We start from the raw sequence: 22723 nt of genomic DNA, 5'->3' as shown, positions 1-22723 counted from the left end.
CGCCGCCGGATCCCTTGGGGCCGGCGCCAGCCCTGATCCGCGCATGCCGCGCGCGGATCAGGGCTTTTTCTTTGCGGCCGCAAGATCCCGGTGATGGCTGCAAGCCACAGCTGGGGCGTGGCGCCGATTTTTTTTTCAATCTTGCTTGAACGAATTTCCGCGGCGTGGGTCAATACGCAAAAATCCCATTGCTGGATCCTTGCCGTTCCTATGATTCTCCAAGGCCCCTGTCGGCCCGACCTGCTGCTCGCAGAGACGCTGCCCGACATTCTGGAAGCCACGATCCGCCGGCATCCCGCCGCCGTCGCCATTCATTGGCTGGATCACACTCTCACCTACGACATACTCGGCCAACGCGCCGATCTGGCCGCGCATCATCTGATCGAGGCCGGCGTGCGGCCCGGCGATATCGTGGGCCTGTGCCTGCCGCGCGGCGCCGACCTGCTGGTGATGCAGGCGGCCATCGCCAAGGCGGGCGCGGCCTGGCTGCCGTTTGAATCCGACACGCCGGCGGACCGCATGCTGGTCTGCCTGCAGGACGCGGGCGCTCGCGGACTGGTCGCGGGCGCCGAGGTCCGGCTGGACGGCATGGTCACCTGGACCACCTGGGCGCTGTCGGAGCCGGTCGAGGGCGCTTTGCGCAGGCGGGAAGGGCTGCTGCCCGAGCATCCCGCCTACGTCATCTACACCTCGGGCTCCACCGGCAAGCCCAAGGGCGTGCCCATCAATCACGCCAGTATCTGCCACTTCCTGCGCAGCGAAAACGCGGTGCTGGGCGTGCGCCACGAAGACAAGGTCTACCAGGGTTTCTCGGTCGCCTTCGACATGTCGTTCGAAGAGATCTGGATCAGCTATCTGGTCGGCGCGTCGCTGTGGGTGGCCCCCAAGATGCTGACCACGGACCCGGAAGGCCTGCCGGACGCGCTGGTGCGGGAAGGCATTACCGTGCTGCACGCGGTGCCGACCTTGCTGGCGCTGTTCGCGCGCGACGTACCCGGTTTGCGCATCGTCAACCTGGGTGGCGAGGTCTGCCCGGACTTCCTGGTGCCGCGCTGGGCCACGCCCGGGCGGCGCCTGTTCAATACCTACGGCCCCACCGAGACCACGGTGTCCGCCAGCCTGGCCGAACTCCTGCCCGGGGAGCCCGTGACCATAGGCACGCCGCTGCCCAACTACGGCATGCTGGTGCGCGGCGAGGACGGCGCGGTGCTGCCGCAAGGGCAGGTGGGCGAGCTGTGCATCACCGGTCCCGGCGTGGCCGGCGGCTATCTGGGCCGGCCCGAGCTGACGGCCGAGAAGTTCCTGGCCAATCCGCGCCCGGCTGGCGATTACGACACCCGCATGTACCGCAGCGGCGACCTGGCGCGCATCGATGAACACGGGCAGATCCATTGCCTGGGCCGCAGCGACGATCAGGTCAAGGTGCGGGGTTTCCGGGTCGAACTCGGGGAAATCGAAGCCGCGCTTTACCGCCTGCCGGGCGTGGGCGCCGCCGCCGTGGTGCTGCGCGATCTCGCGGGCATCGAGCAACTGGTGGCCTTCCTCAAGCCCGAGGGCGAGGAGCGGCTGGACCCGCACGCGATGCGCGCCGCGCTGGGCGCGGACCTGCCCGCCTACATGATTCCGGCGCGCTTCGAGCTGGTGGCCGACGTTCCCCGCCTGACCTCGGGCAAGATCGACCGCAAGGCGCTGAAGGCGCGCGAACTGGAGGCCGTGTCCGAGCCCAGCGGCGAAGACGACGTGCCCGTCACGGCGGGCGAGCAGGCCTTGTTCGACGCCTTGCGTCCGCTGTTCCCAGGGCAGCCGCTGCGGCTGGCCAGCGACTTCTTCCGCGATCTGGGCGGCCACTCGCTGCTGGCCGCGCGTCTGGTGTCGTCGCTGCGCAAGCATCCGCATTTTTCCGCGCTGACCATGCACGAGCTTTACCAGCACCCTGTGCTGGGGACGCTTGCGGCCCGGCTGGACGCGCTGGCCTTGGCCGAAAATGCCGCGGCCCAACCGGCGGGCGTCGCTGGGACTGGCGCCGATCCGGCGCCCGCGCCTGAGTGGCGCCGCTGGACTTGCGGCCTGGCGCAGTTGGCGGCCTTACCGCTGCTGATCGGCGTACGCATGCTGATCTGGCTGACGCCGTTCTTCACTTACCACTACTTTACGGGTGACGAGGGCGACTCCGTCTTGCGCGCGGTGGCCCTGTCCATTGCCAGCTACCTGGCCTGCAATCTGTTGAGCTTCGGCGTGGCCGTGGCCTGCAAGTGGGGAATTCTAGGGCGGCTCAAGCCCGGCAGTTATCCGATGTACGGCTGGCTGTTCTACCGCTGGTGGCTGGTGGACCGGGTGATGGACATTCCGCCCGCGCATCTGCTTGCCGGATCTCCGCTGCAGGTCTGGTATCTGCGGGCGCTGGGAGCGCGCGTCGGCCGCGATGCGGCCATCAGCCGAGTCTCCGTGCGCGCGCCCGACCTGCTGTCGGTGGGCAACGGCGTGAGCATCGGCGCGGCGGTCAACCTGGAGAATTTCTCGGTGCGCGGCGGCGAGTGGACGGTTGCGCCGATCACGCTGGCGGATAACGCCTACATCGGTTCCTATTCGGTGCTGCAAGGCGACGTGGCGATGGGCGAGGGCGCGCGGCTGGACGGACTGTCTTCGCTGGCGCAGGGGGACCGCGTGCCTGCGGGCCAGATCTGGAGCGGGGCGCCTGCGCGCCACGATCCGCAGGCCCGCGCTCCCGAATTGCCGCCGCGGCCGCAGCGCCAGGGCATCTGGAGCCGGCTCGACTGCATGGCCTATGCGGCCGGCGGCACGCTGATCGCCGCGCTGTTCTTCATGCCGGTGTTCCCGAGCTTCGTGCTGATCGACTGGATCGACGCGCGCTGGCTGGACCTGATGGGCGCGCGCGTACCCTGGCCGCAAGCCTTCCTGAGCTATCTGCTGCTGGCTTTGCCTGCCAGCGCCTTGCTGCTGATGCTGACGGTGCTGGTATCGGCGCTGCTGCGTTGGACGCTGTTGCCCCGTCTGGCCAGCGGCCGCTGGCCGGTGTATGGCCAGATCTACCTGCGGCGCTGGTTGACCAACCAGATCCAGGAATCGAGCCTCAGCGTGCTGCACGGTCTGTACGCTTCGATCTACGCGGGCAACTGGTACCGCCTGCTGGGCGCGAAGGTCGGGCGCGGCACGGAGATTTCCACCGCCATGGGCGTGGTGCCCGACATGCTGACCCTGGGCCGCGACAGCTTCATCGCCGACGGCGTGATGCTGGGCGACGAGGAAATCGACGGCGGCTGGATGACCATGCGGCCCACCGTCATCGGCAACCGCAGTTTCGTTGGCAACGGCGCCTACGTGCCGGACGGCTCGGTGCTGCCCGATGACGTGCTGATCGGCGTGCAGAGCCGCGCGCCGGCCAACGCCCGCATGGCCAGCGGCCAGACCTGGCTGGGCAATCCGCCGCTGGCGCTGCCGGCGCGCGAGCAGACGGCGGGCTTTCCCGCGCACCTGACGTTCCGGCCCAGCCTGGGCCGCAAAGTGCTGCGGGGCGGTGTCGAGGGCATGCGGATGATCCTGCCGCTGGCCGTGGTGATCGCGGTGGGCTATCTGACCGTGATGAAGGTCATCCCCATGGCCGCGCGCGAAGGCTTCGTCGCCGCGTTCGACGAGCTGATGCTGGCCGGCGTGCTGTATGGCGTGGGCGCCTTCCTGTTCCTGGTGGCGCTGAAATGGGCGCTGATCGGCCGCTACAAACCGCGCGCCGAGCCCATGTGGACGCCGTTCGTCTGGAAGAGCGAAGCGGTCACCAGCCTGTATGAGTCCATCGCCGTCCCGAACTTCTTCAACTTCCTGCGGGCCACGCCCTGGCTGCCGCTGGCCTTGCGCTGCATGGGCGCCCGCATCGGCAAGCGCGTCTTCATGGATACCACCGACATCACCGAATACGACTGCGTGTCGATCGGCGACGACGCGGTGCTGCACGCCTGGTCCGGGCCGCAGACCCATCTGTTCGAAGACCGCGTGATGAAGATCGGCATGGTCCGCATCGGCGATGCCGTCAACGTCGGGCCCCGCAGCACCATCCTGTACGACACCCGGGTCGAAGCGGGGGCGCGCCTGGGGCCGCTGACGCTGGTGCTCAAGGGCGAGGCCATTCCGGCGGGCCAGGCCTGGATCGGCAGTCCCGCCACGCCTTGGACGCAGCGGTGACCGGACCGCTGAGGCTGACCGGGGAGGGCGCCCCGGTGGAATTGTGGCTGCTGCATCTGCCAGCGTCCCGGCCAAGGCAGCGCCAGGCCGCCCGGGATTGGCTGGCCGCGGAACTGGCGCGGCGCGACCCGCTAGCCGCGCCCGGTTGGACCGAAACGCCCAAGGGGCCGAGGATGCCCGCGGGCGCGCGCTGGAACAGTTCCTTCTCTTACTATGGCCCCTATATCCTCTGCGGCCTGTCCCGGCTGGGCCTGCCGGGCGTGGATCTGACCGGCGCGCAGTCGTGGACGGGCGATGCGGACGTTATCAGCCTCTATTGCGGTCCGCGGGCTGCCGCCGAGCTGGCCGCCAGTCGGCCGGCGGCGCGGGCGGACGCCTTCGCGCGCGCCTGGAGCGCGCTGGAGGCGCGCCTGAAAGCCTGCCGGCGGGGACTGGAGGAATACTCCCCGGAGCGAGAGCGCCATCTGGCCGCCGCCCGCATCACCTGCCAGCTGCAGCACCAGGGCCTGTGGGTGGCCGCCGCGCTCTGCGGCGGTGCGTCAGGCGCCAGTCAGGAGGCTTGATCGCAGGCCGCCTGCGCTATACTTTGAAGGTTTTGTTGCCGCGCACCATGCGCAGGCATCTCGCCCCGCAGGCCCCCAGCATGCCCTTGCCACCGCCGGACTATCCTCGCCAACCATTGCACACGCGTTCCATACGCGTGCAGTCGTATGCGCGCGAAGACGGGCTCTGGGACCTGGAAGCCGAGCTGATCGACGTCAAGGCGTACGATTTCCCCAAGCGCGACGGCGAGATGTTCAAGGCCGGACAACCCATCCACCACATGCATCTGCGCATCACCATCGACGAGAATTTCGCGATCGTGGCGGCGCAGGCCGTCTATGACGCCGCTCCCTACGGCGAGCATTGCATGGCCATCGAACCGGCTTACACTGATCTGATCGGCATGAACCTGCTCAAAGGGTTCCGCCGGCAGGTCAAGGAGCGGTTCGGGCACGTGGAGGGCTGTACGCACATGACCGAGCTGTCGCAGGTGCTACCCACCGCGGCAGTCCAGACCATGGCCAACCGCCGGCGGCAGGAAAACAACCCGAACCGGCGTCCATTCCAACTGGACGGCTGCCACGCGCTAAGCACCCGCGGCCCGGTGGTGGCTGAGCACTATCCCAAGTGGTACACCGGGGGTAGCGCTGAGGCATCGGCCGATTCGTCCTCCGATTCACCTTCTTTTTCTCATACGTCCTGACAGGTAACACATGAAAATCCACGAGTATCAAGGCAAGGAACTGCTGAAGCAATTTGGCGTCCCCGTGCCGCGCGGGATTCCCGCTCTTTCCGTCGACGAGGCCGTGGCTGCCGCTGAAAAGCTGGGTGGACCGGTGTGGGTCGTCAAGGCACAAATTCACGCGGGCGGCCGCGGCAAGGGCGGCGGCGTGAAGCTGGCGCGCTCGCTGGACGACGTCCGCAAGCTGGCCTCGGAAATCCTGGGCATGCAGCTGGTCACGCACCAGACCGGCCCGGAAGGCCAGAAGGTCCGCCGCCTGTACATCGAAGACGGCGCCGACATCCAGAAGGAATACTACGTGTCGCTGGTCACCGACCGCGCCACCCAGAAGGTTGCCTTCATCGCTTCCAGCGAAGGCGGCATGGACATCGAGGAAGTGGCCCACTCCACTCCCGAGAAGATCATCACCGAATACATCGACCCGCTGACCGGCCTGTCGGCCGAGCAAGCCACCAAGATCGCCAACGCGATCGGCCTGCCCGCTGACTCCACCGCCCAGGCCGTGGACGTGTTCCAGAAGCTCTACAAGTGCTACATGGACACCGACGCCTCCCTGGTCGAAATCAACCCGCTGAACCGCGACAGCAAGGGCAACATCATCGCCCTGGACGCCAAGTTCAACTTCGATCCCAACGCCTTGTTCCGCCACCCGGAAATCGTCGCCTACCGCGACCTGGACGAAGAAGATCCGGCTGAAATCGAAGCCAGCAAGTTCGACCTGGCCTACATCCAGCTCGACGGCAACATCGGCTGCCTGGTGAACGGCGCCGGCCTGGCCATGGCCACCATGGACACCATCAAGCTGTTCGGCGGCGAGCCGGCCAACTTCCTGGACGTCGGCGGCGGCGCCACCGCCGAGAAGGTCACGGAAGCCTTCAAGATCATGCTCAAGAACAAGAGCGTGAAGGCCATCCTGGTCAACATCTTCGGCGGCATCATGCGCTGCGACGTCATCGCCGAAGGCGTGATCGCTGCTTGCAAGGCCGTCAACCTGAACGTGCCGCTGGTCGTCCGCATGAAGGGCACCAACGAAGAACTCGGCAAGAAGATGCTGGCCGACTCCGGTCTGCCGATCATCAGCGCCGACACGATGGCTGAAGCCGCCACCCGCGTCGTAGCCGCCGTCAAGTAAAGAAAAACCCAAGGATTCACAAATGTCGATTCTGATCAACAAGGACACCAAGGTCATCACCCAGGGCATCACGGGCAAGACGGGCCAGTTCCACACCCGCATGTGCCGTGAGTACGCCAATGGCAAGGCCGCTTTCGTGGCCGGCGTGAACCCCAAGAAGGCGGGTGAAGACTTCGAAGGCGTGCCGATCTTCGCTTCGGTGAAGGACGCCAAGGCTGACACCGGCGCCACCGTGTCCGTCATCTACGTGCCGCCCGCGGGCGCCGCTGCCGCCATCTGGGAAGCCGTCGAGGCCGAACTGGATCTGGTGATCTGCATCACCGAAGGCATCCCGGTCCGCGACATGCTGGAAGTCAAGAACCGCATGAAGGCCAAGGGCAGCAAGACCCTGCTGCTGGGTCCGAACTGCCCGGGTCTGATCACCCCCGACGAAATCAAGATCGGCATCATGCCCGGTCACATCCACCGCAAGGGCCGCATCGGCATCGTCAGCCGTTCGGGCACCCTGACGTACGAAGCCGTGGCGCAAGTCACCGAGCTGGGCCTGGGTCAATCCAGCGCCGTCGGCATCGGTGGCGATCCCATCAACGGCCTGAAGCACGTCGACGTGCTGAAGATGTTCAATGACGATCCCGACACCGACGCCGTCATCATGATCGGCGAAATCGGCGGCCCGGACGAAGTCAACGCTGCCGAGTGGGCCAAGGACAACATGAAGAAGCCGGTCGTCGGCTTCATCGCTGGTGTCACCGCTCCTCCCGGAAAGCGCATGGGTCACGCCGGCGCGCTGATCTCCGGCGGCGCCGACACTGCCGACGCCAAGCTGGAAGTCATGGAAGCCTGCGGCATCCGCACCACGCGCAACCCGTCCGAAATGGGCAAGCTGCTCAAGTCGGTGCTGTAAAAAGCGCCTGGCCGCTCGTCTGGACGCTGCTTGCGTCCGGCGTGCGGCCTGCTGGCGGAAGTCCCGCTCCCGGCGTCAAACCCCTGGCTCCCGGCGGCTGGCATCCGCCAACCCAAGCCCGCTATGGCGGGCTTTTTTTCGTTTTTTTTCCGCAATCCTAGGGAAATCCCGCGTCCATGGCGCGGCCTGGCAAACATACGGAAAGCTGAACGAAACTATAATGAAAGAAATTCCACGCGTACCAAGCAAGAATGCCGCCGGGCTCGCACCAAGGCGGTCAGTACGATTTTTTTATCTTTTTTCACCCATTCATTTGGTTCGTCCTAGGGGGATCACACCTAGGAAAGAGAGGCATGGAACTTAGTTCAGCGGCATTCTGGATAGCGTTGCTCCAGATCATTTGGGTCAACATTCTGCTATCGGGCGACAACGCCGTGGTTATTGCGCTGGCGGCGCGTTCGCTGCCTCCGGCCCAACAGAAAAAAGCGATCGTGGTCGGCTCCGCCGCGGCGATCATCATGCGTATCGTGCTGACGCTGGTAGCGGCCAAGCTGCTCCTGCTGCCGTGGCTCAAGCTGATCGGCGCGCTGCTCCTGGTCTACATCGGCGTGACGCTGCTGTTGCCCGAAGGCGAGGAAGATGGCGGCGGCAAGACGCAAGGCAATCTGCTGACCGCAATCCGCACTATCATGATTGCCGACCTGGTCATGAGCCTGGACAACGTGGTGGCCGTTGCCGCCGCCGCCATGGGCGACACGACCTTGCTGGTGTTGGGCCTGGCCATCAGTATTCCGCTGGTCATCTTCGGCAGCACGCTGCTCCTGAAGGTCATCGAGCGCTTCCCGGTCATCGTCTGGGTGGGCGCGGCGCTCCTGGGTTTCATTGCTGGCGAACTGCTGGTGGGCGATCCGGCCCTGGAAGAACCCGTGGCGCGCATCGATGCGGCCCTGGGAATCACGCAGCATAGCTTTGCGCTGATGACGGGCGTGCTGGGCGCGGTGCTGGTGCTGGCTATCGGTAAAGTTTTGCTGATGCGCCAGAAAGCTGACTGAAAGCTGAATTATACTAATAAGTTGTACTGAATAAGCTCGCCGCGCCATGCGCGGCGAGCCTTGCCGGACCGGGACCGGCCACTCTTTTCATAATGCCTTCGGGGGTTCATAGTGCTTGAGTTTTTCCAGACGCTGAGTTGGACAGCGGTATTCCAGATCATCCTCATCGACATCCTGCTCGGCGGCGACAACGCCGTCGTGATCGCGCTGGCTTGCCGCAATCTGGCGCCCAAGCAGCGCATGCAAGGCATTCTGTGGGGTACCGCGGGCGCCATCATCCTGCGCGTGGTCCTGATCGCCTTCGCCCTGACGCTGTTGTCGATTCCCTTCCTGAAGGTCGTGGGCGGCCTGCTGCTGGTCTGGATCGGCGTCAAGCTGCTGATTCCCGAGGATGATGCCCATGGCAACATCAAGGGCGGCACATCCATCGCCGCCGCGATCAAGACCATCATCATCGCCGACTTCGTGATGAGCCTGGACAACGTGATCGCCATCGCCGGCGCCGCCCAGAACGCCCACGCCGACCATCAGATCGGCCTGGTCGCCTTCGGCCTGATCGTCAGCGTGCCCATCATCATCTGGGGCAGCACCCTGGTGCTCAAGCTCATCGACCGCTATCCGCTGGTGGTTACGCTGGGCGCGGCACTGCTGGGCTGGATCGCCGGCGGCATGCTGATCACCGACGTGGTTGTCGAACGTCAATTCGGCGTACAGCCCACTGCGGTTAAAATCGGCGCAGAAATCATTGGCGCCTTGCTCGTTGTTGTCCTTGGACGGTGGCTGGCAAGCCGCAAAACCGCTTCCAAGGAATCAGCACATGAGTCTGCGTAGATCCACCGATCCCCAGCAATCCGAATCGGGCCTGAGCCTCCTTCAGGGCCTTTTCGTGCTGGCCATCCTCGGGGTGGTCGCGACGGTCATCGTCTCCAATTTTGTTTGATGCCGTCTCGTGTCTCTACCGCAACGCCTGGTCATCGCGACCCGCGCCAGCCGGCTTGCCCTGTGGCAAGCCGAGCATGTGCGCGACCGGCTGCGCACGCTGTACCCGGCGTGCGCGGTTGAGCTGCTCACCCTGACGACCCGAGGCGATCAGATCCTCGACCGCACGCTCTCCAAGGTGGGCGGCAAGGGTCTCTTCGTCAAGGAACTCGAAAACGCGCTGCTCGACGGGCGCGCCGATCTGGCCGTGCACTCCTTGAAGGACGTGCCGGTCGATCTGCAAGCCCCGTTCGAGCTTTGCGCCGTCCTCGATCGCGCGGATCCGCGCGATGCCTTCGTCTCCAATACCCATGACTCGCTGGCCGACTTGCCGGCGGGCGCCGTCGTAGGCACGTCCAGCCTGCGCCGCGAATCGCAGATCCGCGCGCGCTATCCCGAGCTGGTGGTCAAGCCTTTGCGCGGCAATCTCGACACCCGCCTGGGCAAGCTCGACAAAGGCGAATACGACGCCATCGTGCTGGCTGCGGCTGGCCTGGAGCGTCTGGGTCTGGGATCGCGCATCCGCAGCCTGCTCGAACCGGAAGACAGCCTGCCTGCCGCCGGGCAGGGCGCCCTGGGCATCGAGATCCGCGACGACCGCGACGACATGCGCGCCTGGCTGGCCCCCTTGATCAGCGCCGGCACCACCTCCTGTGTGGTGGCTGAGCGCGCGGTGTCCCGCAAGTTGGGCGGATCTTGCCAGGTGCCCCTGGCGGCGTATGCCGAGATCGCCGGCGGCACTTTGTCGCTGCGCGCGCTGGTGGCGTCGCCCGACGGCGTGCGCATGGTCCATGCGGCCCGCAGCGGCCCGGTGGCCGAGGCCCAGGCGATCGGCGAGGCCGCGGCGCAGGCGCTGCTGGACGCGGGCGCGCAGGACATCCTGCGCGAACTGCTGCAAGACCCGCCCAGAGCCGACTGATGGCCATGGCGTCCGCTGCCGCCGAACCGCCGCGGGTCGCCATCCTGACGCGGCCCGAAGGTCGCAACGAGGCGCTGGCCGACCGCCTGGCCGGCGCCGGCTGGACGTCCTGCATTCTTCCCGCCCTGGAAATCCAGGCCTTGCCCGCCGCCGCGGGCGGGCCGCCGCGCCCTGCCGACTTCGACATGGTCGTGTTCGTCAGCGGCAACGCGGCCAAGTTGTACTTGGAACAGTGGGCACAGGCCGACGGGGCGGCTCCCTGGCCGGCTGGCGTCATCGCCGCAACGGTCGGGCCGGCCAGTGCCCAGGCCTTGCGCCTATCCCCCTGTTTTGGCGTGAATACAACAGTTTTGCATCCCCCCGAAAGCGCGCCCAGTCACGACTCCGAGGCGCTCTGGGAGGTTTTGCAGGGGTTGCCGCAAATGCCCGCCCGCGTGCTGCTGGTGCGCGGCACGCAGGGCAGGGACTGGCTGGGCGACAAGCTCGAGGCGCACGGCGCCGCCGTGACGCGCCATGCCGCCTATCTGCGGCGCCCCGCGAGCTGGGGCGCGGACCAGGTCGCCAGCCTGCGGCGCTGGGCTGACGCGGGCGTTCCAGCCACCTGGCTGATCACCAGCGGCGAGGGCGCTGAGGCGCTGCGGGCCGGCCTGGACGCGGCCGGGCTGGCGGACTGGTGGGCGCGGTGCCGCTTCGTACTGACGCATCCCTCCTTGGAACGCCGTCTGCCACAGGCCTGTCATGAAGGCGGGGCGCGGCCGATGGTAAAAATCTGCTTGCCTAACGACGAGTCGATATTCCAGGCTTTTGTTGCTGCTTGATTCGTTGCATCGGACTGACACCGAATACAATCGCGTCATGACAGACAAGACTCCCGCTACCGATCCGGTCGTTCCGACGGCCGCCCCGGGTGCAAGCGCGCCCGCATCGGCCCCGGCCGATTCCGTCAAGGCCCGTCCGGCCAAGCGCGGCAGTGGCCCGTTGGTCCCCGCCCTCATCATCCTCATCCTGCTGGCAGCCGGCCTGGGTTACGCCCTCTGGATGCAGCGCACCCAGTTCGTGTCCGCCGGCCGCGAAGTCGCCACGCGCCTCGAAACGCTGACCGCCGACCTGGCGCAGGCCCGCAAGGACACCCGCGAGGCCCTGGCCCTGGCGCAAGCCCAGGCCGGCCGTGTCGGTGAACTCGAAGACACTGTGCGCGAAACGCAAAGCCAGTACAGCGCCCTGCAACTGGCCTGGCAGAACTTCAACGACAGCGCCAGCGACGAACTGCTCGCCAACGACGTCGAACGCCTGCTGACCATTGCCAACCAGCAACTGCGCCTGGCGGGCAATGTCTCCAATGCGATCGTGGCGCTGGAAACGGCGCAATCGCGCCTGGCGCGCGCCGACCGCCCGCGTTTCTCCAGCCTGCAGCAATCCATCAACGGCGACCTGGACCGCCTGCGCGCCGTGTCCACCGTGGATATCCCCGCCCTGTCGGCCCGCATCGACCGCCTGGTGGCGCTGATTGGCAAGGCGCCCCTGCTGGTGCCGGACGCCGCGGCCCCGGGCGTGGCGCCCGCCGGCGAAAGCGCTCCGGCTGCCGCGCCGGCCCCCGCGGTCGATCCGCTGGCCGGCCTGCCGGCCGACGCGCCCTGGTGGCAGCGCTGGCGCGCCGAAATGGCCTCCTGGCCCGGCCGCGCCGGCTCCGCGCTGGCGCATGAACTGGGCGGCCTGATCACGATCCAGCGCGTGGACGAGCCCGCTGCCTTGCTGCTGTCGCCCGAACAGGCCGACCAGGTGCGCGGCACGCTGCGCCAGCGCCTGCTGACCGCGCAACTGGCCATGCTGATGCGCCAGCCCGCCGTCTGGAAGAGCGAACTCGACAACGTCGGCGTCACGCTCGCCAAGTATTTCGACGGCCGATCCCCCGACACCGTCGCGGCCCAGACCCTGGCGCGCGAACTGGCGCAGACCGACATTGCCGTGCGCATGCCGGAAGTGGCCGACAGCCTCAACGCCGTGGCCGCGCTGCGCGCCGCAGGCTTCAAGACCAGCGGACAGGACTGAGGCTTATGCGTACCTGGTTCTGGACTCTGCTGCTCGCCGTCATCGCCGTCGCCTTGGCGGTGGTGCTGCGTTCGCACTCCGGCAACGTGCTGTTGCTGGTCTGGCCGTGGCGCATCAGCATGTCGCTGACGCTGGCGGTCCTGCTGATCGTCGCGGCCTTCATCGTGCTGTACGTGGGCCTGCGCCTGCTGGCATGGCTGCTGGCCATTCCCGACCGCGTGCGGGCCTGGCGCGGCAAGCGCGCCCAGGCGCGCGACCACGAACTGCTGGAACGCGGCTGGATCGGCCTGCTGGAAGGGCGCTACACCACCGCCGAAAAAGATCTGACCAAGCTGCTGGACCAGACCAAGGTCCAGACGCGCCGTGTGCTGGCGGCCTTGTCCGCCGCCCGCGCCACGCATGGCCTGGGCGAGTTCGACCGCCGCGACCGCCTGCTGGCGATCGCGCAGGAACAAGCCGGCACGGACGCCGGCCTGATCGAAGCCACTGCCACCGTGTCGGCCGACATGCTGCTGGACCAGGGCCGCGCCGAGCGCGCGCTGGCCGTGCTGGAGCCGCTGGCCGACGGCGGCGCGCGCCATCTGCACACCATGCGCCTGCTGCTGCGTGCGCACACCGCCTTGCATCACGACGAACAGGTCTTCACGCTGGCGCGCGGCCTGGTACGTCGCAATGCGCTGGCCCGTTCCGAAGCCGATCAGTTGATCGACGCCTCGGGCGCGGCGCGTTTGCGCGCCGCCGCCGCGGGCGGCAGCGATGCCTGGCGCGCCATCTGGAAGGATCTGAAGGCCGAGGAGCGCCTCCTGCCGGAAATCGCGCTGTCGGGCGCGGCGGCGTTCGAGGCCGCCGGCGAAGCCAGCGAGGCCGCGCGCGTGCTGGAAGCCGCGGTCGCCGTGAAGTTCAATCCGGCCCTGGTGGCCGCCTACGCGCGCTGCGAAGCCGAACAAGTCTCGCGCCGGCTGGCCCGCGCCGAGACCTGGCTGCAACAGCGTCCCACCGATCCGGACCTGCTCACCGCGCTGGGCATGCTGTGCCTGAACGGCCAGCTCTGGGGCCAGGCAGAACGCTATCTGCTGCGCAGTCTCAGCCGCCGCAGCGATGCGCAGACGCATGCGCTGCTGGGCAGCCTGTATGACCGCTTGGATCGTCCCGCCGACGCGGTGCGCCACTGGCGTCTGGCAACGGCGGCCAGCATGGCGCTGCCGGTGCTGGCGGCGGATGCCGCCTTGCCGGCCGCGGACACCGGTTCCGATCCTTATCGCGTGGACGCCGAAGGCGGCTATGCGGTGGGCCTGTCCGACGTCGACAGCGACGACACCGAACTCGGCGGCGATTACCCCGCGTTGCCGCCGGCCGTGGCGGCCTCGGCCTCCGACTACGTGCTGGATCCGGACGCCCGCGTGAACAAAGAACAGCGCGAGCGCGCGCTGGCTCCCGAGGACGCTCCGCTGGCCGGCGGCAGCACCTCCGACATCGACGAGTACTTCGACAGCGCCCCCATCCCGGCGGCGGCTTTCGATGATCCCGTGCCCACGTACGCGCCGGCTACGCCCGCAGGGTCCAAGCCCGCGCCGGCCGCCGCGCCCGTGCCGGCTACCAAGCCGCCGTTCAAGGACGACGGCTCGATTTGAACAATCCTTCAGACACACAACAAGGTTGAATCATGAGTCTTGATCGCGTCTCCCCTGGCAAGAAGCTGCCGGAAGACTTCAACGTCATCATCGAAATCCCCATGAACGCCGACCCGGTGAAGTACGAGGTCGACAAGGACACGGGCGCGATTTTCGTTGACCGCTTCATGCTGACCGCCATGCACTACCCGTGCAACTACGGCTACATCCCGCAAACCCTGTCCGAAGACGGCGACCCCGCCGACGTGCTGGTGCTGACCCCGTTCCCGATCCAGATCGGCGCGGTGGTGCGCTGCCGCGCCATCGGCGTGCTGGAAATGGACGACGAGTCGGGCGGCGACGCCAAGCTGTTGGCCGTGCCGATCGAAAAGCTGTACCCCCCGTACCGCAACATCAAGTCCTACGAAGATCTGCCGGCGGAAGACATCTCCCGCATCCAGCATTTCTTCGAGCACTACAAGGACCTGGAAAAGGGCAAGTGGGTCAAGGTCAAGGGCTGGAAGGGCCTGGACGCCGCGCACGAGGAAATCGTTCGCAGCGCCGAGCGCTACAACAAGGCCTGATCTCAGGTCTGGACCTGGCCGGTTTTTTTTTGCCGCCGGGCCGTCCCAAGGCAAAAACGCCCCCTCGGGGGGCGGCAAGCCGAAGGCGCGGCGTGGGGCTATTTTGACCTGGCTGGGGTCTTGATGCGGCGCGGCCGCGACGGCATGATGCCGATCGCCGCCGCGCCGTTGCTTTGCGGGGCCTGCAGATTGCGCGACACCTGCGCGGCCGCGATCTGGATGCGCGCCTGCAGTACCTCCAGCCGCTCGGCCGAGGTGCGCGCTTCCGCGGCGATGAATACCAGGCTGCCCACGACCTTCTGTTCGGCGCTGAAGATGGCCGAGCCTATGCCTATCAACCCCGGGTCGACCTCGCCATGCGACACGTACACCCCGGCCGCGCGCAGGCGCTTGAGGTTGGCGCGGAACTCGTCCCAGTCCTCTCCCAGCCCGGCCTCGCGGATTTCCGCGGCGTGCCACAGCATCAGGTTGCGCAACTGGTAAGGCGGCAGGTTGGCCAGGATGGGCTTGGCGGTGGCGCCATGGAACATGGTGTAGGGACGGCCGCGCGCATAGCTCGATTCGATGGAATCGTCGGTCCAGTAGCGGTCCACGCACATGACCTTGTCGCCGTAGTAGTTGCACAGCATCAGGTTGGCGTGCAGCTCGTCGCCGGTGGCGCGCATGACGTCACGCGCCGCGCGCATCAGCGGATCGTGCTGGCGCAGGTGGCGGTCCAGCTCGATGATGCGCGAACCCAGCACATAGGCGCCGCCCGAGGTCGGCGCCAGCAGCCCGCTTTCGGTCAGCGACTTGAGGTAGCGGTAAGCCGTGGCGCGCGAGCAGTCCAGATGCGCCATGACGTCTTCCTGGAACGCGGCGGTGGTGTCGTCGCGAAAGAGGTCGAGGATGGACAACATGCGGTCTGGAGTGCTCATTGCGGGAGGGCGCGCCTAGTGAATGTGGAAGCCGCCATTGACGTCGACCACGATGCCGGTTGAGTAGGAGGACAGGTCCGAAGCCAGGAAAAGTATGGCCTGGGCGACTTCGGCGGGCGAGCCGAAGCGCTGCAGCGGAATGCCCTGTTTGAGTTCTTGTTCCCAATTTTCGCCGAATTTTCCCAGCGTCATGTCCGTTTCGATGATGCCGGGCGCCACGCAATTGGCACGCACCCCGCGCGGCCCCAGCTCGCGGGCCAGCGCCTTGGTGAAACTGATGACGCCGCCTTTGGACGCCGCATAGTGCGAACCGCCCAGGAGACCGCCGCCGCGCAGGGCGGCGGTGGAACCCAGGTTGACGATGGCCGGGCGCCGCGGGCTTTGCAGCAATTCGGGCAGCGCCGCATGCGTGACGTTGTAGGTGCCGGTCAGGTTCACTTCCACCATGCGGCGGAACTCGTCCTCGGGCAAATCCCAGATGCGCGTGGCCGCGACGATGCCGGCGTTGTTGACCAGCACGTCGATGCCGCCGAGCGCTTCCCGGGCGCGCGCGACCGCCGCCTCGCAGGAGGCCGAGCGGGACACGTCGCAGTGCAGGTCGATGCGGCCCGCGGCCAGTGCCGCGTTGGCCCCCTCCGGATAAGCCTGGTCCAGCACCGCGACCGTGGCGCCCTGGGCGATGAAGAGCTCGACGATGGCGGCGCCTATGCCACGGGGGTTGGCGCCCCCCGTGACAATGGCGCGCTTGCCGGTCAGCAGTCCAAGCGCGCCGTCCATCATGATTTCACCAGCGGGCAGGCGCCGTCCTTGAGCGGACGGAAGGCCTGTTCGGCCGGAATCTTGCGCACCAGGTTGTAGTAGTCCCAGTCGCGCTTAGATTCTGAGGGCTTCTTGACCTGGAACAGGTAGAGGTCGCGCATGATGCGGCCGTCCTCGCGGATGCGGCCGTTCTCGGTCATGAAGTCGTTGATGGGCGTCTCATGCATCTTCTTCAGCACCGGTTCGGAAGCGTCCGTGCCTGCGGCCTTGACGGCATTCAGATAGTGCATGGTGGCGCTGTAGTTGCTGGCCTGGACCATGGACGGCATGCGGCCGGTGCGCTTGAAGTAGCGCTCGGACCATTGCCGCGACTTGTCGTCCAGGTCCCAGTAGAAGGGTTCCACCAGGTTCAGGCCCTGCGCGTATTCCAGTCCCACGCTGCGCACGTCCACGATGCTCATGAAGAGGGCGGCCACGCGCTGCTTGCTGCCCATGATGCCGAATTCGAACGCCTGCTTGATGCTGTTGATAGTGTCGCCGCTGCCGTTGGCCAGGCCGATCACCTGGGCCTTCGACGCCTGCGCCTGCAACAGGAACGAGGAGAAGTCCGCGCTGGCGATGGGGTGGCGCACGCTGCCCACGACTTGGCCGCCCTTGGCCTTGACCACTGCCATGGCATCGCGTTCCAGCGAATGTCCGAAGGCGTAGTCGGACGTGATGAAGTACCAGCTCTTGCCGCCGTCTTCCATGACGCCGTTGGCCACGCCGGTGGCGTAGGCGTAGGTGTCGTAGGTCCAGTGCATGCCGTTGGGCGAGCAGGCCTTGCCGGTCAGGTCGGCGGAGCCTGCGCTGGTGAAGATGACCACGCGCTTCATCTGGCGGGTCAGGTCCTGCACCGCCAGCGCGATGGCGGAGTTGGGCACGTCCAGGATCAGGTCCACCTTGTCGTTCTCGTACCAGCGGCGCGCGGTCGCCACGCCGATGTCGACCTTGTTCTGGTGGTCGGCCGAGATCACTTCGATGGGCTTGCCCAGCACGGTGCCGCCGAAATCCTCGACGGCCATCTTCACGGCTTCCACGCCGAACTTGCCGGACAGGTCGGCCATCATGCCGGACTGGTCGCCCAGCACGCCGATCTTCACGACGTCATCGGACACCTGGGCCTGGGCGGATACGGACAGGGCGCCCAGCACGCAGGCGGCCAGGCTGTTCTTCAAACGGGTCTTCATGGGTATGTCTCCTCGGGGGCTAGTTTCTGTGCGCGCCATCCTGTGCCGGACGGTCGCGCCTGGGCCGCTTACTCCAGCGTCTGGCCGGCGTAGGCGTCGATGAACATATTGGGTTTCAGGAAGAAGCTCAGCACCAGGGCGCCGTTGGGCGCGCGCGCCACGTGCCGGTTGCCGCGAGGGCGCCACACGTAGTCGCCGGCGCAGACCTCGCCTTCGGCGTCGACGATCGAGCCTTCCAGCACGAAGGTCTGTTCGACTTCCACGTGCTCATGCAGCGGCAGCTCGGTGCCGGGCTGCCAGCGGAACAGGGCCGTCAGCAAGCCGGTCTCCTTGTCCTGCATCAGCACCTTCATGTCTATGCCTTCCACTTGCGTCGGTTTCCATGGCAGATCGGCAACCTTGAGGAAGCGTGAAGCCAGGGGCGGCAAGGCGTTGGCTGCGGGGCAGCCGGGAGTTTCCAGGGCCATGATGTCTCCTACCAGAACTCTTTATGAGAGATAAAGAAAAAATCTTGTTATTGAGTGTTTAAAAATAGTCGCGTATATTGAGATTTATGTCAATCATGTTTTCGCCGGACGGAAGCATGCAGCGACACAGCCGGGCCAAGAAATCCGGCATATATAAAACCAAGGAGACAAGCTTGAAACACGACTATCTGGACCGCACGTTCGGTCTGGCGGGGCGCGTCGCGCTGGTGACGGGCGCGGCAAGGGGACTGGGCTACGCCATCGCGAGGGCATTGGGGCAGGCAGGCGCCCAGGTGGTAATCAACGATCTGTCCGGCGAAGCCTGCGCCGCCGCCTGCGAGCGCCTGGCGGCCGAAGGCATCAAGGCCCATGGGGCGCCTTTCGATGTCGCCGACGAACAAGCCGTGGCCGATGCCGTCGCGCAACTGGAGAGCGCCGGGCTGGAAATTGATGTGCTGGTCAGCAATGCCGGCAACCAGAACCGCAAGCCCGTGGTGGAGATGAGCTCCGCCGAATGGCAGGCCTTGCAGAACGTGCACGTCAACGGCGCCTTCCATTGCGCGCGGGCCGTGCTGCCCGGCATGGGCAAGCGCGGCTTCGGCCGCATCGTGCTGATGTCGTCCGTGGCGGGGCAGGCCACCATGCCCAATATCGCCGCCTACGCCACCGCCAAGGGCGCCATCGCTGCCTTCACCCGCGCGCTGGCGGTCGAATACGGCGCCAGCGGCATCACCTGCAATGCGCTGGCGCCCGGCTTCGTGCGTACCGATTTCACGCAGGGACTGCAGGACAATCCGCAGTTCCAGTCCTTCCTGGCCACGGCGGTGCCGACTGGCCGCTGGGCCGCGCCGGAAGATATCGCGCCTGCCGTGGTCTACCTGGCCTCGCCGGGCGCTTCGTTCGTCAACGGACACGTCCTGGCGATCGACGGCGGCCTGCTGGCCCGCATGTAGGAGCGCGCCCATGAACACCCCAGCGGTCCTGTCCGCGCAGGGATTGGTCAAGCGGTTCGGCGGCTTCAATGCCGTCGACGGCGTGTCCTTGTCCCTGCGCGAAGGCTCCATCCATGCCTTGATCGGCCCCAATGGCGCAGGCAAAACCACCTGCTTCAACCTGCTGACCAAGTTCCTCACGCCCGACGCGGGCGTCATCCATTACCGCGGCCGCGACATCACGGCGCTGGCGCCCGAGCAGATCGCGCGCCTGGGCATCGTCCGCTCGTTCCAGATATCCGCCGTGTTCCTGGGCCTGACGGCGCTGCAGAACATGCGCGTGGCGCTGATGCGCCAGCACGGCGACGGCTGGCGCTTCTGGCGCAGCCGCAGCAGCATCGACCGCCTGAACGGCCGCGCCATGGAACTGCTGGACGCGGTTGGCCTCTCCGGCCTGGCGCACACCACGGCGGCGCTGCTGCCTTACGGCCGCAAGCGCGCGCTGGAAATCGCGATGACCCTGGCGCTGGAACCGGAAATCATGCTGCTGGACGAGCCCATGGCGGGCCTGGGCCAGGAGGACGTGACCCGCATCGCCGCGCTGATCCGGCGCGCGTCCGCCAACCGCAGCATCCTGATGGTCGAACACAACCTGTCGGTGGTGGCGGATCTGTCCGACACCATCACGGTGCTGGCGCGCGGCGCGGTGCTGGCCGAGGGCGACTACGCCACCGTGTCCAGCGACGAGCGCGTCATCACGGCCTACATGGGCTCCGACGAGGAGGCGCACTGAGATGCTGGTTATCAAGGACCTCAACGCCTGGTACGGCGAATCCCACGTGCTGCACGGCGTGGACATGGAAGTCAGGCGCGGCGAGCTTGTCACCATCCTGGGCCGCAACGGCGCGGGCAAGACGACCACGCTGCGCGCCATCATGGGCATCATGGACAAGCGCCGCGGCTCCATCCGCCTGAACGGCCAGGAGACCGTGGGCATGGCGGCACACCGCATTCCGCGGTTGGGCGTGGTGTATTGCCCCGAAGAACGGGCCGTGTTCCGCAGCCTGGACGTGACCGAAAACCTGATGCTGCCGCCGCGCCTGGCCGATGGCGGCATGTCGCTGGACGAGATCTACACGCTGTTTCCCAACTTGCGTGAACGCAGCGCCAGTTCCGGCGGCAACCTGTCCGGCGGCGAACAGCAGATGCTGGCGATCGCGCGCATCCTGCGCACCGGCGCCCAGCTCATCCTGCTGGACGAGCCCACCGAAGGCCTGGCGCCCGTCATCGTGCAGCAGATCGGGCATGCCATCCGCACCTTGAAGGAGCGGGGCTTCACCATCGTGCTGGTCGAGCAGAACTTCCGTTTCGCGACCAAGGTGGCCGACCGCCACTACGTCATGGAGCACGGCTGCGTCGTCGACCAGCTGTCGGCAGAAGAAGCGCGCAACGATCCCGAGCGGATCAAGCGCCGCCTGGGCGTCTGAGGGGAGAATCCACGTGTTCGAAATATTCGGCGTGCCGTCCACGGCACTATTCGGCCAGCTCCTGCTCGGCCTGATCAACGGTTCGTTCTACGCGCTGCTGTCGATCGGGCTGGCGGTGATCTTCGGCCTGTTGAACATCATCAACTTCGCCCACGGCGCGCAATACACGGCGGGCGCGTTCCTGGCCTGGATGCTGCTGAACTACCTGGGCGTGAACTACTGGGCCGCCCTGGTGCTGGTGCCGCTCATCATGGCCGTGTTCGCCATCGTGGTCGAGCGCCTGCTGATCTCGCGCACCTACCGCATGGACCATCTGTACGGCCTGCTGCTGACCTTCGGCATTGCGCTGCTGATCGAAGGCGGCCTGCGCCAGGCCTATGGCGTATCGGGGCTGCCTTACACGATACCCAAGGCGCTGTCCGGCGGCGTCAACCTGGGCTTCATGTTCCTGCCCTGGTACCGCGGCTGGGCGGTGGCGGTATCGCTGGTGCTGTGCCTGGCCGTCTGGGTGCTGATCGAGAAGACCCGCGTGGGCGCCATGCTGCGCGCGGCCACCGAGAATCCGACGGTGGTGCGTTCCTTCGGCATCAACGTGCCGCTGCTCATCACGCTGACCTACGCGCTGGGTGTGGCGTTGGCGTCGGTGGCGGGCGTGATCGCCGCGCCGATCTACCAGGTCAGTCCGATGATGGGCTCCAACCTGGTGGTGGTGGTGTTCGCGGTGGTGGTGATCGGCGGCATGGGTTCCATCATGGGCGCCATCATCAGCGGCTTCGGCCTGGGCATCATCGAAGGCCTGACCAAGGTGTTCTATCCCGAGGCCGCCAACCTGGCGATCTTCATCATCATGGTGCTGGTGCTGCTGTGCAAGCCCGCGGGCCTGTTCGGCAAGCCCCTGCAGGTGCAGAACGTGCTGGCAGCCGAGGCGACGCGCGAGCCGGTGCAGCTGAGCCGCCGCGGCATGCGCGTGGCGATGGCGGCGCTGGCCGTGGCCGCCCTGGCCGCGCCCTGGTTCATCTATCCGACCTTTCTGATGAAGGTGCTGTGCTTCGCGCTGTTTGCCGCGGCCTTCAACCTGCTGGTGGGCTACGTGGGCCTGCTGTCGTTCGGCCATGCCGCGTTCTTCGGCGCGGCTGCCTACGCGACCGGCATCGTGATGAAGCTGCTGAGCGCCACGCCCGAGCTCGGCCTGCTGGCCGGGGTGCTGACGGGCGGCCTGCTGGGCCTGGCCTTTGGCGCAGTCGCGATCCGGCGCCAGGGCATCTACTTCGCGATGATCACGCTGGCGTTGTCGCAACTGGTCTACTTCATCGCGGTCCAGGCGGGCTTCACCGGCGGCGAGGACGGCCTGCAAAGCGTGCCGCGCGGCAAGCTGTTCGGCATCTTCGATCTTGAAGGCGTGATGCCCATGTATTACTTCACGCTGGCCGTGTTCGCGCTGGGCTACGCCTTCGTGCTGCGCGTGTTGAACTCACCCTTCGGTGAGGTAATCCGCTCGGTGCGCGACAACGAGCAGCGCGCCCGCTCGCTCGGCTACTCCACTTCGCGCTACAAGCTGATGGCGTTCACGCTGTCGGCCTCGGTGGCGGGGCTGGCCGGCGGCCTGAAGGTGCTGGTGTTCGGTGTCGCTTCGCTGACGGACGTGCACTGGCATGCCAACGGCGAAGTAGTGCTGATGGCGCTCCTGGGCGGCATCGGCACGGTGTTCGGGCCGCTGGCCGGTGCCTTCACCTTCGTGTCGCTGCAAAACTACCTGGCGCCGCTGGGCTCCTGGGTGCTCATCGTCCAGGGCGCGATCTTCGTCCTCTGCGTCCTCCTGTTCCGCGACGGCATCATGGGACTGGTTTCGCGGGGCTGGCTGGCGCTTACCCGCAAGAAAAAGGAATCCTGATGTACTTGCATGTCGTAATGCTGCAGCTGTCGGAGGCCGCCGACGGCCGTTTCCATGACCGCGTCCAGGGCTATTGCCAGCGCATCCTGGCCGAGTGCGATGGCGTGGCGGGCTACTCTTTCCGGCCCAACGAGGCCAGCCGCTCGGATGGCCTGACCCATGCCGTGGTGGCGGCTTTCGCGGACAGCCCCGCGCATGACCGCTACCAGGTCTCGCCCGCGCACCAGGAGATGAAGGCCTACATGGCCGGCTTCATCGAGCGCCTGGTGGTGTATGACGGGGAAATTCCTACGTTCAGCTGAATAGCCCGAACCGCGCCCAGCCCCCCGGAAAG

At 66.7% G+C, this 22723-nt stretch carries 22 protein-coding genes; 18 read left to right on the top strand and 4 right to left on the bottom strand.

Going from position 1 to position 22723, the window contains the following annotated elements; all coding sequences use genetic code 11:
* Positions 1–210 precede the first annotated feature (210 nt).
* From NGK62_RS01540 to ppa, 13 genes are all read left to right on the top strand, one after another.
* On the top strand, positions 211–4194 hold the full coding sequence (locus NGK62_RS01540) for a Pls/PosA family non-ribosomal peptide synthetase (protein ID WP_251877188.1): 3984 nt from the start codon (positions 211–213) through the stop codon (positions 4192–4194).
* Entirely contained in the window at positions 4191–4757 is a 567-nt protein-coding gene (locus NGK62_RS01535; RefSeq protein ID WP_118933363.1) for a 4'-phosphopantetheinyl transferase superfamily protein, read from the top strand. Before NGK62_RS01540 ends, NGK62_RS01535 begins: the two co-directional genes overlap by 4 nt.
* Before the next feature lie 80 nt (positions 4758–4837).
* On the top strand, positions 4838–5440 hold the full coding sequence (locus tag NGK62_RS01530; protein WP_059379336.1) for a DUF2889 domain-containing protein: 603 nt from the start codon (positions 4838–4840) through the stop codon (positions 5438–5440).
* Between the two features lie 10 nt (positions 5441–5450).
* Complete coding sequence (gene sucC / locus NGK62_RS01525; protein ID WP_059379204.1) at positions 5451–6611, top strand: ADP-forming succinate--CoA ligase subunit beta; 1161 nt, start codon at positions 5451–5453, stop codon at positions 6609–6611.
* Positions 6612–6633: 22 nt separating this feature from the next.
* Positions 6634–7515, top strand: a complete 882-nt coding sequence (sucD, locus tag NGK62_RS01520) for a succinate--CoA ligase subunit alpha (RefSeq protein WP_013392545.1) — start codon at positions 6634–6636, stop codon at positions 7513–7515.
* A 353-nt stretch (positions 7516–7868) separates the two neighbouring features.
* A complete protein-coding gene (locus NGK62_RS01515; RefSeq protein ID WP_118933340.1) occupies positions 7869–8567 on the top strand; it encodes a TerC family protein in 699 nt (232 codons plus the stop codon).
* A gap of 111 nt (positions 8568–8678) precedes the next feature.
* Complete coding sequence (locus NGK62_RS01510) at positions 8679–9398, top strand: TerC family protein (RefSeq protein ID WP_059379201.1); 720 nt, start codon at positions 8679–8681, stop codon at positions 9396–9398.
* The gene (locus NGK62_RS32340) at positions 9385–9507 is read left to right on the top strand and encodes a hypothetical protein (protein ID WP_042792647.1); all 123 of its coding nucleotides are present in this window, start codon (positions 9385–9387) and stop codon (positions 9505–9507) included. The genes NGK62_RS01510 and NGK62_RS32340 overlap by 14 nt, the downstream gene beginning before the upstream one ends.
* 9 nt (positions 9508–9516) lie before the next feature.
* Complete coding sequence (gene hemC / locus NGK62_RS01505) at positions 9517–10464, top strand: hydroxymethylbilane synthase (protein WP_059379200.1); 948 nt, start codon at positions 9517–9519, stop codon at positions 10462–10464.
* Positions 10464–11282, top strand: a complete 819-nt coding sequence (locus NGK62_RS01500) for a uroporphyrinogen-III synthase (RefSeq protein ID WP_059379199.1) — start codon at positions 10464–10466, stop codon at positions 11280–11282. The genes hemC and NGK62_RS01500 overlap by 1 nt, the downstream gene beginning before the upstream one ends.
* A gap of 37 nt (positions 11283–11319) precedes the next feature.
* Entirely contained in the window at positions 11320–12513 is a 1194-nt protein-coding gene (locus NGK62_RS01495) for a uroporphyrinogen-III C-methyltransferase (protein WP_059379198.1), read from the top strand.
* Positions 12514–12518: 5 nt separating this feature from the next.
* A complete protein-coding gene (locus tag NGK62_RS01490; protein ID WP_118934941.1) occupies positions 12519–14144 on the top strand; it encodes a heme biosynthesis HemY N-terminal domain-containing protein in 1626 nt (541 codons plus the stop codon).
* Positions 14145–14176: 32 nt separating this feature from the next.
* On the top strand, positions 14177–14707 hold the full coding sequence (ppa, locus tag NGK62_RS01485) for an inorganic diphosphatase (protein WP_013392552.1): 531 nt from the start codon (positions 14177–14179) through the stop codon (positions 14705–14707).
* A gap of 98 nt (positions 14708–14805) precedes the next feature.
* Here ppa and NGK62_RS01480 read toward each other — a convergent pair whose 3' ends face one another.
* The 4 genes from NGK62_RS01480 to NGK62_RS01465 form a co-directional block, all read right to left on the bottom strand.
* Entirely contained in the window at positions 14806–15624 is an 819-nt protein-coding gene (locus tag NGK62_RS01480; protein ID WP_059379194.1) for an IclR family transcriptional regulator, read from the bottom strand.
* A gap of 15 nt (positions 15625–15639) precedes the next feature.
* On the bottom strand, positions 15640–16404 hold the full coding sequence (locus tag NGK62_RS01475; RefSeq protein WP_223283513.1) for an SDR family NAD(P)-dependent oxidoreductase: 765 nt from the start codon (positions 16402–16404) through the stop codon (positions 15640–15642).
* Positions 16401–17612 carry an ABC transporter substrate-binding protein gene (locus NGK62_RS01470; protein WP_059379190.1) on the bottom strand — a complete coding sequence of 404 codons (1212 nt, stop codon included), beginning with the start codon at positions 17610–17612 and terminating at the stop codon, positions 16401–16403. Before NGK62_RS01470 ends, NGK62_RS01475 begins: the two co-directional genes overlap by 4 nt.
* A 68-nt stretch (positions 17613–17680) precedes the next feature.
* Entirely contained in the window at positions 17681–18079 is a 399-nt protein-coding gene (locus NGK62_RS01465; protein WP_054451069.1) for a cupin domain-containing protein, read from the bottom strand.
* 173 nt (positions 18080–18252) lie between these two features.
* On the opposite strand from NGK62_RS01465, the gene NGK62_RS01460 reads away from it, so the two are divergent.
* The 5 genes from NGK62_RS01460 to NGK62_RS01440 are packed head-to-tail and all read left to right on the top strand — an operon-like array spanning position 18253 to position 22691.
* The gene (locus tag NGK62_RS01460; RefSeq protein ID WP_059379187.1) at positions 18253–19032 is read left to right on the top strand and encodes an SDR family NAD(P)-dependent oxidoreductase; all 780 of its coding nucleotides are present in this window, start codon (positions 18253–18255) and stop codon (positions 19030–19032) included.
* A 10-nt stretch (positions 19033–19042) separates the two neighbouring features.
* Positions 19043–19804 carry an ABC transporter ATP-binding protein gene (locus tag NGK62_RS01455; protein ID WP_054451071.1) on the top strand — a complete coding sequence of 254 codons (762 nt, stop codon included), beginning with the start codon at positions 19043–19045 and terminating at the stop codon, positions 19802–19804.
* Position 19805: 1 nt separating this feature from the next.
* Positions 19806–20498 carry an ABC transporter ATP-binding protein gene (locus tag NGK62_RS01450; protein WP_054451072.1) on the top strand — a complete coding sequence of 231 codons (693 nt, stop codon included), beginning with the start codon at positions 19806–19808 and terminating at the stop codon, positions 20496–20498.
* Between the two features lie 13 nt (positions 20499–20511).
* Positions 20512–22389 (top strand): ABC transporter permease, encoded by a 1878-nt coding sequence (locus tag NGK62_RS01445; RefSeq protein WP_251877185.1) that lies wholly within the window; start codon positions 20512–20514, stop codon positions 22387–22389.
* On the top strand, positions 22389–22691 hold the full coding sequence (locus NGK62_RS01440) for a Dabb family protein (protein ID WP_059379184.1): 303 nt from the start codon (positions 22389–22391) through the stop codon (positions 22689–22691). Before NGK62_RS01445 ends, NGK62_RS01440 begins: the two co-directional genes overlap by 1 nt.
* The last annotated feature ends 32 nt before the right edge of the window (positions 22692–22723 follow it).

The sequence above is a fragment of the Achromobacter sp. Marseille-Q4954 genome (genome assembly GCF_943737025.1).
Lineage (GTDB): Bacteria > Pseudomonadota > Gammaproteobacteria > Burkholderiales > Burkholderiaceae_B > Achromobacter > Achromobacter bronchisepticus_A.
Note: the sequence above shows the minus strand (reverse complement) of the source record. Positions and strands in the feature narration are given on the sequence as shown.

Coding starts and splice junctions, on each gene's coding strand:
- NGK62_RS01540 (WP_251877188.1), top strand. CDS start 211: ATGATTCTCCAAGGCCCCTGTCGGCCCGACCTGCTGCTCGCAGAGACG.
- NGK62_RS01530 (WP_059379336.1), top strand. CDS start 4,838: ATGCCCTTGCCACCGCCGGACTATCCTCGCCAACCATTGCACACGCGT.
- sucC (WP_059379204.1), top strand. CDS start 5,451: ATGAAAATCCACGAGTATCAAGGCAAGGAACTGCTGAAGCAATTTGGC.
- sucD (WP_013392545.1), top strand. CDS start 6,634: ATGTCGATTCTGATCAACAAGGACACCAAGGTCATCACCCAGGGCATC.
- NGK62_RS01515 (WP_118933340.1), top strand. CDS start 7,869: ATGGAACTTAGTTCAGCGGCATTCTGGATAGCGTTGCTCCAGATCATT.
- NGK62_RS32340 (WP_042792647.1), top strand. CDS start 9,385: ATGAGTCTGCGTAGATCCACCGATCCCCAGCAATCCGAATCGGGCCTG.
- NGK62_RS01500 (WP_059379199.1), top strand. CDS start 10,464: ATGGCCATGGCGTCCGCTGCCGCCGAACCGCCGCGGGTCGCCATCCTG.
- NGK62_RS01495 (WP_059379198.1), top strand. CDS start 11,320: ATGACAGACAAGACTCCCGCTACCGATCCGGTCGTTCCGACGGCCGCC.
- NGK62_RS01490 (WP_118934941.1), top strand. CDS start 12,519: ATGCGTACCTGGTTCTGGACTCTGCTGCTCGCCGTCATCGCCGTCGCC.
- ppa (WP_013392552.1), top strand. CDS start 14,177: ATGAGTCTTGATCGCGTCTCCCCTGGCAAGAAGCTGCCGGAAGACTTC.
- NGK62_RS01480 (WP_059379194.1), bottom strand. CDS start 15,624: ATGAGCACTCCAGACCGCATGTTGTCCATCCTCGACCTCTTTCGCGAC.
- NGK62_RS01475 (WP_223283513.1), bottom strand. CDS start 16,404: ATGATGGACGGCGCGCTTGGACTGCTGACCGGCAAGCGCGCCATTGTC.
- NGK62_RS01470 (WP_059379190.1), bottom strand. CDS start 17,612: ATGAAGACCCGTTTGAAGAACAGCCTGGCCGCCTGCGTGCTGGGCGCC.
- NGK62_RS01465 (WP_054451069.1), bottom strand. CDS start 18,079: ATGGCCCTGGAAACTCCCGGCTGCCCCGCAGCCAACGCCTTGCCGCCC.
- NGK62_RS01455 (WP_054451071.1), top strand. CDS start 19,043: ATGAACACCCCAGCGGTCCTGTCCGCGCAGGGATTGGTCAAGCGGTTC.
- NGK62_RS01450 (WP_054451072.1), top strand. CDS start 19,806: ATGCTGGTTATCAAGGACCTCAACGCCTGGTACGGCGAATCCCACGTG.
- NGK62_RS01440 (WP_059379184.1), top strand. CDS start 22,389: ATGTACTTGCATGTCGTAATGCTGCAGCTGTCGGAGGCCGCCGACGGC.